The sequence below is a fragment of the Enterobacter cloacae complex sp. IR5450 genome, from assembly GCF_049238665.1.
Classification (GTDB): domain Bacteria; phylum Pseudomonadota; class Gammaproteobacteria; order Enterobacterales; family Enterobacteriaceae; genus Enterobacter; species Enterobacter hormaechei_C.
Genome location: NZ_JBMKIC010000008.1, coordinates 90179 through 101411, shown reverse-complemented (window position 1 = coordinate 101411; position 11233 = coordinate 90179). Strand labels below are relative to the sequence as shown.

At 56.7% G+C, this 11233-nt stretch carries 7 protein-coding genes and 1 pseudogene; 5 read left to right on the top strand and 3 right to left on the bottom strand.

The features are described from left to right. The first annotated feature begins 46 nt into the window (after positions 1 to 46). Entirely contained in the window at positions 47 to 718 is a 672-nt protein-coding gene (gene queE / locus ACOTYB_RS09225; RefSeq protein WP_006811780.1) for a 7-carboxy-7-deazaguanine synthase QueE, read from the top strand. 17 nt (positions 719 to 735) lie between these two features. Here queE and ACOTYB_RS09220 read toward each other — a convergent pair whose 3' ends face one another. Together ACOTYB_RS09220 and ACOTYB_RS09215 are read right to left on the bottom strand one after the other, a co-directional pair. Next, entirely contained in the window at positions 736 to 2133 is a 1398-nt protein-coding gene (locus tag ACOTYB_RS09220; RefSeq protein WP_220153312.1) for an MFS transporter, read from the bottom strand. A 27-nt stretch (positions 2134 to 2160) separates the two neighbouring features. Beyond that, positions 2161 to 3330 carry a M20 aminoacylase family protein gene (locus ACOTYB_RS09215; protein WP_220153311.1) on the bottom strand — a complete coding sequence of 390 codons (1170 nt, stop codon included), beginning with the start codon at positions 3328 to 3330 and terminating at the stop codon, positions 2161 to 2163. A 171-nt stretch (positions 3331 to 3501) separates the two neighbouring features. Between ACOTYB_RS09215 and ACOTYB_RS09210 the strand changes: the two are divergent. Next, positions 3502 to 5856, top strand: a pseudogene (locus ACOTYB_RS09210) (helix-turn-helix domain-containing protein). On the opposite strand, the gene queD reads toward ACOTYB_RS09210, so the two are convergent. Continuing rightward, positions 5841 to 6206 carry a 6-carboxytetrahydropterin synthase QueD gene (queD, locus tag ACOTYB_RS09205; RefSeq protein WP_006811776.1) on the bottom strand — a complete coding sequence of 122 codons (366 nt, stop codon included), beginning with the start codon at positions 6204 to 6206 and terminating at the stop codon, positions 5841 to 5843. The pseudogene ACOTYB_RS09210 and the gene queD overlap by 16 nt on opposite strands. Positions 6207 to 6509: 303 nt before the next feature. Between queD and cysJ the strand changes: the two genes are divergently transcribed. The 3 genes from cysJ to cysH are packed head-to-tail and all read left to right on the top strand — an operon-like array spanning position 6510 to position 10777. Then, positions 6510 to 8315 (top strand): NADPH-dependent assimilatory sulfite reductase flavoprotein subunit, encoded by a 1806-nt coding sequence (cysJ, locus tag ACOTYB_RS09200; protein WP_220153309.1) that lies wholly within the window; start codon positions 6510 to 6512, stop codon positions 8313 to 8315. Beyond that, entirely contained in the window at positions 8315 to 10027 is a 1713-nt protein-coding gene (gene cysI, locus ACOTYB_RS09195) for an assimilatory sulfite reductase (NADPH) hemoprotein subunit (RefSeq protein WP_409248824.1), read from the top strand. The genes cysJ and cysI overlap by 1 nt, the downstream gene beginning before the upstream one ends. Before the next feature lie 15 nt (positions 10028 to 10042). Next, entirely contained in the window at positions 10043 to 10777 is a 735-nt protein-coding gene (cysH, locus tag ACOTYB_RS09190; protein WP_003862694.1) for a phosphoadenosine phosphosulfate reductase, read from the top strand. Positions 10778 to 11233: the final 456 nt, after the last annotated feature.

Genomic DNA, 11233 nt, shown 5'->3' with positions numbered 1-11233 from the left:
CGGGGATCTGCGATACTTATCGTTTATCCCCTTAACAGAGTTGACTATGCAGTACCCGATTAACGAGATGTTCCAGACCCTTCAAGGCGAGGGTTATTTTACCGGCGTTCCCGCTATCTTTATTCGTTTACAGGGATGCCCGGTTGGCTGCGCCTGGTGTGATACCAAACATACGTGGGATAAGCTCGCAGATCGGGAAGTGTCGCTGTTCAGCATTCTGGCGAAAACCAAAGAGAGCGATAAATGGGGCGCGGGCAGCGCGGAGGATCTGCTTGCCATTATTGGTCGTCAGGGCTGGACGGCGCGGCACGTGGTGATCACCGGCGGGGAACCCTGCATTCATGATCTGATGCCGCTCACCGAACTGCTCGAAAAGAACGGCTATAGCTGTCAGATTGAAACCAGCGGTACCCATGAAGTGCGCTGCTCCCATTCAACGTGGGTAACGGTTTCACCGAAAGTGAATATGCGCGGCGGGTATGACGTACTATCGCAGGCGCTTGAGCGTGCTGATGAGATCAAACATCCGGTGGGGCGCGTGCGTGACATCGAAGCGCTGGATGAACTGCTGGCGACGCTGACGGACGAAAAGCAGCGCGTGATCGCGCTACAGCCTATCAGCCAGAAAGACGATGCGACCCGTCTGTGCATTGAAACCTGTATCGCCCGCAACTGGCGCCTGTCGATGCAGACGCACAAATATTTGAACATTGCCTGATACTTTTGTGGCCCCGCTTAACGCGGGGCTTTTGTTGTTGGCAGTAAAGCCCAGGTCACGACTGCCGACCCAAGGCAAATCGCACTGTTGAACAGCAAGGCATACTGCGCGGCACTGGCCGTTCCCATCGGCAGCCATAGGGTGTACAGCGATGCGGTGACCGCGATCCCCATTGCGCCGCCCAGGGAACTGCCCATCTTATAGATCCCTGAAGCCACCCCCACTTTGTTTTCAGGGGCATTCATTACCGCCGTGTCCGTTGAGGGCGTGGCGTAACATCCGAGCCCCAGCCCGAATAAAATATTGCTCAGAAAGACGGTGACAATGTAGACCTCTTTGCTTAAGAAGGTGCATGAAATCAGCGAAATACCTGTTGCGGTCAGCAGCGGGCCGGTCATCATCGGCAGCCTGGCGCCATAGCGCTGAAGCAGTTTTTCACCCACCCGGATCATCGCCAGTACGGTAACCAGATACCCCAGCGTCATCATGCCTGTCTGTAGTGGTGACAGATGATGGCCCTGCTGCAACCAGATGCTGGCGATCATCATGGTGCCAATGCAGCCGTTGAGCAGGAAATTTGAGAATACCGAGGCGCTATAGGCCCGGTTTTTAAACAGGGCGAAATCGATCAGCGCCGCATCGCCTTTCCGTCGCCCGGTAACGACAAAACACATCAGTGCAATCACGGCTCCACACAGTACAAGAAGCGATAAACTGCTGCTCCAGCCCCAGCTGTGTCCTTTGCTAATAAACAGATTGAACAGCACCAGCATAAGGACAAAACTCACCAGGCCGCTGATATCCAGTTTGTGTCGACACGCATCAGGGCTGCGGCTTTCCGGGGTGGCGCGGATAAGCAATAGCGCGGCCAGAGCCACCACCATGGAGAAAATAAATATCCAGCGCCAGCCCAGCGTGGTGGCGATGGCGCCTCCCACAAACGAGCTCAGGCCACTGCCGCCCCAGGAGCCGATAACCCAAAAGCTGATGGCGCGCTGGCGTGCTTTACCGTCATACCAGGTCTTAATCAGCGCCAGCGTGGCGGGCATGATGCAGGCCGCTGATAGCCCCTGTATCGCTCTTCCCAACAGAAACAGGACGGGCTCCCATGAAATGAACAGCAGACCACTCCCGATCATGCTCAGTATCAGGCCAATCATGGTCAGGCGCATGCGCCCATACTTATCGGCAAACCCACCGCAGGCGACGACAAAACAGCCGCTGAACAACGCGCTAAGGCTGACGGCCAGCGTAAGGGTTTCGAGGGCAATATCGAGGCTATTCTGCATGGCCGGAACCACGTTGATAACCGACTGGGCAAACAGCCAGAATGTCAGAACGCTCATGACGATACCCGCCAGCAGCCGATCGTTACCGGCGTAGGCGGATGCGCCTGTCAGGGAAACGGTACTCATAATGCAGCCCTCCCGGGAAGGTGCGAATCAGCGCAGAAAGTGTTCGGTCAGTGCGGCCCACAGCGCCGCGCCGGTGAGGAGAATGTTGTCGTTAAAGTCGTAGCCCGGGTTATGTACCATGCAGCGGTCCGGCTCATCCCCGGCGCCAAGCGTGAAATAGCATCCATTGGGATTTTTCTCGAGCATGAAAGCAAAGTCCTCGCTGCCCATAAACGCATTGACCTCCGCGACGGCATCCTGACCGAACAGATCGGTGGCGACGCTGCGCACCATCTCGTTGGCTTGCGGATTGTTTTTCAGCACCGGGCTGCCGTTAATGTGTCGAATGGTGGCCGTCGCATTGAAACTTTCCGCCTGTGCAACGGCGATATCATGGATACGCTGTAGCACGGTTTGCCGCACGCGTTCATCCAGCGTGCGCACGGTAAGTTTCATCAATACTTTGTCGTTGATAATGTTGGGGGCGTGCCCGGCCTGAATGCTGCCTACGGTAACGACGGCTGGCTGGAAGGGGGTAATGTTGCGCGAAACAATCGACTGCAACGCGATAGTGATATGACAGGCAACCAGGGTGGCGTCAACGGTATGTTCTGGCACCGCGCCGTGACCACCCACGCCGTTAACCTCAATATGAAGGGTGTCGGAAGAGGCCATCATGGCGCCATCGCGCAGACCAATTTTTCCGAGGGGCTGTGACGGCATATTGTGTAGACCAAAGATGTGGTCGCAGGGGAACAGGTCAAACAAACCGTCCTCTACCATAACGCGTCCGCCATACAGAAGTTCTTCCGCGGGCTGAAAAATAAGGTGCAGCGTGCCGTTAAAATTGCGGGTGCGTGCCAGGTACTCCGCTGCATACAGGAGCGTTGTGGTGTGGCCGTCATGACCGCAGCCGTGAAATTTACCCTCAACGGTACTGCTCCACGCCTTGCCGTTGTTTTCCTGCATTGGCAGCGCATCCATATCGGCGCGCAGGCCCAGGCGTTTATGCCCGTTACCCACCTTCAGTGTGCCGACCACACCGGTTTTCGCCAGCCCGCGATGAACCTCATATCCCCATTCCTGAAGCAGCGCAGCAACGCGATCGCTCGTGTTGTGCTCCTCAAAACCAATTTCAGGATGCTGATGAAAATAGCGCCGTAATTCAGTGAACCGAGCTTCGTTGCCACGCAGAGCTTCGATAATTGGATGTGTCATTTTTGTTATCCTTTTTCTGCCAAACGATGATAATTTCGAGTCTATGACGATCGTACTGCCTGAAAATGCAATTTTTTGTTGTAAAGCGACGGCATTGTTTTGATTGTTTTTCATACAATTCAGTTATGACAAAAAAGAGCAGGTCATTATTTGTCTTTGATGAGGGGTAAGATGGCGCAACGGGGAGATGAATTTTGGATAGAGATTCAGGACATTCGCCACTGCGTGGAGGATGAAGGCGATACGCTAACGTTGCTCTGGGTGCTGGAAGGGCGGGCAGAGCTGAACACCGATGCGGGACGTGACATCCTGGAGGCCAATACCCTTGCCATCATAAACCGTCATCGGCGCTGGCAGTTCACGAGCGAAACGGCAAATGTCACCCTGCGCGTAACCCTTTCCGGGCGCTGGGTGGTCCAGCTCTGCAATGATTTTTTTGCCCATGATTATGCTGTACCGGCAGAAGCCGGAGGCGTCTGGCCCCAGTGCGATGCGCTTCGCGATCTGCTGCGCCAGCTTCTTGTGGTCACCCTCATCAACGACCCGCACCGCTACCGGCTGGAGGCGTACCGCTGGCTGAGCGAGATTTTGCTGTTGCTGACCAGCCGCTTTCAACAGCCCGCCCGTATGCTGTCCCGGGAACTTTCCTCAGCGCACAGCAAACGCATCGCCCGGGTGATAGAGCGGATCAATGCCAGTTATTCCCGCCGTATTACGCTTGCGGAAATCGCCGCGAGTGAATATGTCTCTGAAGCCTGGCTCTCTCGTCTCTTTCGCAAGGAGGTGGGGATCAGTTTCATGCAGTACATCACCCACCTGCGGCTGGAAAAGGCGGCCGACGCTCTCCGGCTGACGAACCGACCGCTGCACCAGATTGCGCTTGAGCAGGGTTTCGCCAGCACGCGTATGATGAGCGATCGGTTCAGGCGTGTTCACAATATGTCTCCGGGTGAGTTTCGTAAGGCCCGGCGCCAGCACCCGGAGGCGGCACGTATTCGGACGGACAGGCGTGAGCAGCGCTATCCGGTCGCCGTGGACAAGCTGTTTAGCCTGCTCAATGAACCGGTGGCGCGCGGTTGGGGAGCCTCGCCGCTCATCGTTCATCCGCAGCAGGAGCAGAGCCTGGATCTTGAGCAGCTTAATCCTCTTTCTGCCTCGCTGCGCCGTATGCGGGTGGTCATTACCCTGCGTGAGCTCGACGATTTGCTCCGTGAGGACGTTCGACAAAATCTGGAGGCGATAAATGAGGCCATTCCCATTGAGGGAATTGATATCGCCGAACCTTTTCTCAGCAGTCGTCTGTTTGCTACCGGGTGGGATGACCCCCAGATGGCGGGCTACGCCTGCTGGTACAATCTGCATCAGCTCTTCACCTGGCTGGCAAAAAAGCAGTGGACGGTGCTACTGCACACCGGCGTAACGACCCGTCGCGATCTTCTCACCCGCTTTTTACAACAGTCGGTTAATCATTTTTCGCCAGAAATCACCGCGGGCTGGCACTTCGTCATGCACTGGTCAACACAGGCGAGTGAGGAGACCCGGGAGCAGGTCTGGCTGGCCCAGCAAAAGGCAATACGAACTTATCTTCCGCAGGCAAAGTTTGGTTTATGGCACCGATTTGCCCCCGTCAGCGCGGGCGTAAGCGACGATACCCTGTTCAGTTCAGCCATCCTGATGCAGGCCGATTTTCTTGCCTGCTCTGCCGATGCCAATGAACTTCTCGATCCTGCGCAGCTGGAGGTAACCCCTCTCTCCTCAACGGAAAATTATCCGATACTGAAGGTCCGCCAGATCCTCGCTGCCCTTCGCCTGCGAAAATGTTCGCTTCCCGTCTGGCTTCTCTCCTGGAATACCCTCACCGGCAACACGCGGGCGACAAACGGCTGGTTTTTTCGTGGGGCGCTGCTGATGCAGAACCTGCTCGGGCTTTCGGAGCAGGTCTGGCTGGCGGGATTCTGGCTCAATTCGGGCCTTCAGGGAGAAGCCCGTGCGAACAACACCATCGATACCTCAAGCCTTGCGCTACAGTATAACCATGGTCTGCCGCGTCCGGTTTATTGGGTACTCTAGCTCTGGCAACGTCTGCGGGGCGAGGTGCTGGTCAATGATAAGCGTGTCCTGCTTACGCGCCATCGCAATGGTTATCAGCTGTTGCTGCGTAATGTGGTGGTTTTTAATCCGCTCCTATCCAGTGAAGAAGCCTTCATCCAGCGTTTTCGCCAGCAGTATCATTTACACCTGAAGGGAATGCGCGGTAAATGGCGAATTAAATGCCATCTGTTTGATCAGCACAACGGCGCGCTCTATCCGTTGCTTGAAGGGGTTGGCAGCGAAAGCGGCCCTGATGAAGAGATGTGGCGCTGGATAGCGCATAAAGCGCGTCCAACGCTTTCCGTACGCGATGAACGCCTTTATGACGGCTGGCAACTGAGTGAATCACTGGAGAGTAATGCGCTGGTGCTCTACGAGTTTACGCCGCTCGTGCCTCGTGAGGCCGAAACGGAGGAGATTCACTCCCCGCGGTAGACGCAGCCTGCCGTGCAGGTCTCTTTGATCATCACCGCGCTCAGCAGCGGGACCAGCGGTTTCATCTGATCCCAAATCCATTTCGCCAGCACCTCGCTGGTCGGGTTTTCAAGGCCCGGAATATCATTCAGATAGTAGTGATCGAGACGATCGTAGGTCGGCTTAAACGCGGCCTTCAGTTCGGCAAAGTCCATGATCCAGCCCGTATGGGGATCGACTTCACCGGTGATTTCAAGACGCACCATAAACGAGTGTCCATGCAGGCGGCCACATTTGTGCCCGGCAGGAACGTGTGGAAGGTGGTGTGCGGCTTCGAAGGTGAAATCTTTAAACAGTGTGGTGGACATCATAGCTCTCAGGAATGCGGAAAAAACCGCCGCATAGTACCGGAAAGCACAATTTTTATCATTAACTAAAACGGCTCTGAACGGTCACCGCCTCGCATCCATGGTGTTTATCGGCTTTTATTGTTTTATTTCAAATAGTTATTTAATCGCTTTTATCGTTAAGAACGATAACTAAAACAGGTTAGTCCATTTGGTTATTTATTATTTCCATCCCTTCTTTAATTGTTATTATCCCCGCCGTTAACCTTATCTTCAGTTTGGATTTATTCGCTTAAAGTCCGCTTTGCTACTGGAACATAACGACGCATGACAACACAGGCCCCACCTTCAAATTTGCTTCCCCTTAACCCGGAGCAACTGGCGCGCCTCCAGGCCGCGACTTCCGATTTTTCACCCACCCAGCTCGCCTGGGTCTCCGGCTATTTCTGGGGAATGCTGAACCAGCAGCCGGGTGCTGTGGCTGGCGTCCCGCCAACGGCCGTTGAAATTCCTGCCATCACGCTTATCTCCGCTTCGCAAACGGGTAATGCCCGTCGTGTGGCCGAAGCGCTGCGTGATGACCTGCTCGCCGCGAAGCTGAACGTTAACCTGGTCAACGCCGGGGATTATAAATTCAAACAGATCGCGTCAGAAAAACTGCTGGTGGTGGTGGCGTCAACGCAGGGCGAAGGCGAGCCTGCGGAAGAAGCCGTCGCGCTGCATAAGTTCCTGTTCTCGAAAAAAGCGCCAAAGCTCGAGGGCACCGCCTTTGCCGTCTTCGGCCTCGGTGATACGTCCTATGAATTTTTCTGCCAGTCCGGTAAAGATTTCGACAGCAAGCTGGCGGAGCTGGGCGCAGAGCGCCTGCTGGATCGCGTAGACGCTGATGTCGAATACCAGGCCGCCGCCGCCGAATGGCGGGCGCGCATCGTTGAGGTGCTGAAGGCCCGCGTCCCGAAAGAGACGCCAGCGCAGGCCGCCGTTACCGCAGCGGGCACCGTCAACGAAATCCACACCAGCCCTTACACGAAAGATGCGCCGCTGACGGCGAGCCTGTCGGTAAACCAGAAAATCACGGGCCGTGATTCGGAAAAAGACGTGCGTCATATCGAAATCGATCTCGGTGACTCCGGCCTGCGTTATCAGCCTGGCGATGCGCTGGGCGTCTGGTATCAGAACGATCCGGCGCTGGTGAAAGAGCTGGTCGAACTGCTGTGGCTGAAAGGCACGGAGCCGGTCCAGGTGGAGGGTAAAACCTTACCGCTCTCTGAGGCGCTTCAGTGGCATTTCGAGCTGACGGTGAACACCGCCAACATCGTTGAAAACTACGCCACCTTAACCCGCAGCGAATCGCTCCTTCCGCTGGTCGGGGATAAGGCGAAGTTACAGCAATACGCGGCGACAACGCCGATTGTCGATATGGTGCGTTTCTCACCGGCACAGCTGGATGCCGACGCGCTGATCGGCCTGCTGCGTCCACTGACGCCGCGTCTTTACTCCATCGCCTCCTCACAGGCGGAAGTGGAAAACGAAGTCCACATCACCGTTGGCGTGGTGCGTTACGACATCGAAGGCCGCGCGCGGGCGGGCGGGGCCTCGGGCTTCCTGGCCGACCGCGTGGAAGAAGAGGGCGAGGTGCGCGTCTTTATCGAGCACAACGACAACTTCCGTCTGCCGGCGAACCCGGAAACGCCGGTGATCATGATTGGCCCGGGCACCGGCATCGCACCGTTCCGCGCCTTTATGCAGCAGCGTGCAGCGGACGAGGCACCGGGTAAAAACTGGCTGTTCTTCGGCAACCCGCATTTTACCGAGGATTTCCTCTACCAGGTTGAATGGCAGCGCTACGTCAAAGAGGGTGTGCTGACCCGCATCGATCTGGCCTGGTCTCGTGACCAGAAAGAAAAAGTATACGTACAAGACAAACTGCGCGAACAGGGCGCAGAGCTGTGGCGCTGGATCAATGACGGTGCCCACATTTATGTCTGCGGCGACGCCAATCGCATGGCGAAAGACGTTGAGCAGGCACTGCTGGAAGTGATTGCCGAATTCGGCGGTATGGATGCCGAAACGGCGGATGAATTTTTAAGTGAGCTGCGCGTAGAGCGCCGTTATCAGCGAGATGTCTACTAATGAGCGAAAAACATCCTGGCCCACTGGTGGTCGAAGGCAAACTGTCTGATGCCGAGCGCATGAAGGTAGAGAGCAACTACCTGCGCGGTACCATTGCCGAAGATTTAAATGACGGCCTGACCGGCGGTTTCAAAGGCGACAACTTCCTGCTGATCCGTTTCCACGGTATGTACCAGCAGGACGACCGCGATATCCGCGCCGAACGTGCCGAGCAGAAGCTGGAGCCGCGTCACGCGATGCTGCTGCGCTGTCGTCTGCCGGGTGGCATCATCACCACTAAACAGTGGCAGGCGATCGACAAGTTTGCCCATGACAACACGATTTACGGCAGCATTCGTCTGACCAACCGTCAGACCTTCCAGTTCCACGGCATTCTGAAGAAGAACGTCAAGCCGGTTCACCAGATGCTGCACTCCGTGGGTCTGGACGCGCTGGCGACCGCCAACGACATGAACCGTAACGTGCTCTGCACCTCGAATCCGTACGAGTCCGAACTGCACGCCGAAGCGTACGAGTGGGCGAAGAAGATCTCCGAGCACCTGCTGCCGCGTACGCGCGCCTATGCTGAGATCTGGCTCGGTCAGGAAAAAGTCGCGACCACCGACGAAGAGCCGATCCTTGGCCAGACCTACCTGCCGCGTAAGTTCAAAACCACGGTGGTGATCCCGCCGCAGAACGATATCGACCTGCACGCCAACGACATGAACTTCGTGGCGATTGCCGAAAACGGCAAGCTGATTGGCTTTAACCTGCTGGTGGGCGGCGGCCTGTCCATCGAACACGGTAACAAGAAAACCTACGCCCGCACCGCGAGCGAGTTCGGCTTCCTGCCGCTGGAGCACACGCTGGCAGTGGCTGAGGCGGTGGTTACTACCCAGCGCGACTGGGGTAACCGTACCGATCGTAAAAACGCGAAAACCAAATACACTCTGGAGCGCGTAGGCGTCGAGACGTTCAAAGAAGAAGTGGAGCGTCGCGCGGGCATCAAGTTTGAGCCGATCCGCCCTTACGAATTTACCGGTCGCGGCGATCGCATCGGCTGGGTTAAAGGTATCGATAACAAATGGCACCTGACGCTGTTTATCGAAAACGGCCGTATTCTTGATTATCCGGGCCGTCCGCTGAAAACCGGCCTGCTGGAAATCGCGAAGATCCACAAAGGCGAGTTCCGTATCACCGCTAACCAGAACCTGATCGTCGCCAGCGTGCCGGAAAGCGAAAAGGCGAGAATTGAAGAGCTGGCCCGCGAGCACGGGTTGATGAATGCGGTGAGCGCGCAGCGTGAAAACTCGATGGCCTGCGTGTCGTTCCCGACCTGTCCGCTGGCGATGGCCGAAGCCGAGCGTTTCCTGCCGTCCTTCACTGATAAAGTGGAAGCGATTCTGGAAAAACACGGTATTCCGGACGAGCATATTGTTATGCGCGTGACGGGCTGCCCGAACGGCTGCGGCCGCGCGATGCTGGCCGAACTCGGTCTGGTAGGGAAAGCGCCGGGTCGCTATAACCTGCACCTGGGCGGTAACCGTATCGGGACGCGTATTCCGCGTATGTTCCGCGAGAACATCACCGAGCCGGAAATTCTCGATTCCCTCGACGTGCTTATCGGACGCTGGGCGAAAGAGCGCGAAGCGGGTGAAGGCTTCGGCGACTTTACGGTACGTGCGGGCATCATTCGCCCGGTGCTCGATCCCGCAAGGGATTTCTGGGAGTAACCACGAGAGGTAATTATGTCCGTACTCGATCTAAACGCGCTTAACGCATTGCCAAAAGTCGAACGCATTCTGGCACTCGCGGAAACTAACGCCCAACTGGAAAAGCTGGACGCCGAAGGGCGCGTGGCGTGGGCGCTGGAAAACCTGCCGGGAGACTATGTGCTTTCGTCGAGCTTTGGCATTCAGGCGGCGGTCAGTCTGCATCTGGTGAATCAGATCCGTCCGGACATTCCGGTGATCCTCACCGATACCGGCTATCTGTTCCCGGAGACCTATCAGTTTATCGACGAGCTGACGGATAAGCTCAGGCTGAACCTGAAAGTCTACCGTGCGACGGAAAGCGCGGCCTGGCAGGAGGCGCGTTACGGCAAGCTGTGGGAGCAGGGCGTTGAGGGCATTGAGAAATACAATGAGATCAACAAGGTCGAGCCGATGAACCGGGCGCTAAAAGAACTGAACGCTCAGACCTGGTTTGCGGGCCTGCGCCGCGAGCAGTCCGGGAGCCGGGCAACGCTGCCGGTGCTGGCGGTGCAGCGCGGCGTGTTCAAAGTGCTGCCGATCATCGACTGGGATAACCGCACGGTGTACCAGTATCTGCAAAAGCACGGGCTGAAGTACCATCCGCTGTGGGATCAAGGCTACCTGTCGGTAGGCGACACCCACACCACGCGTAAATGGGAACCGGGAATGGCGGAAGAAGAGACGCGATTCTTCGGGCTGAAGCGCGAGTGCGGGCTGCACGAAGGGTAATGTTTTTTCGCCCGGTGGCGCTGCGCTTACCGGGCCTACAAAGGCTTAATTCTCCCTCTCCCCGTGGGTGGTTCCCCAGTAATTCGAAAGCAAAAGCGATAACGTTGCCTCAGAATAACTGAGGGCTTTCAGCGATGCTTCGGTCCGGCTGTAAATCGCTGAGGCGTTTCCTGTAGGCCGGGGCGAGGCGCAGGGATGCGCCGAGAGGGCGGGCTTTACAGGGATGTTACCTCCGCCCGTCCCCGATAAGCCGGAATGAATAAGCCGAAGGCACCGCGAAGCGGCGATTTTCCGCCGGAAGCCCGGGTCGCCAGGGTGGTGGCGACTGAGCCACCCTGACACGTTCACCGGTCATGTCGTGACAGAGTAGCAAGGAACATAAAGTGAACGGAATGACCACCAGAGCCGTATGTTCCCCCTCACCCCAGCCCTCTCCCTCAAGGGAGAGGGGGCCGT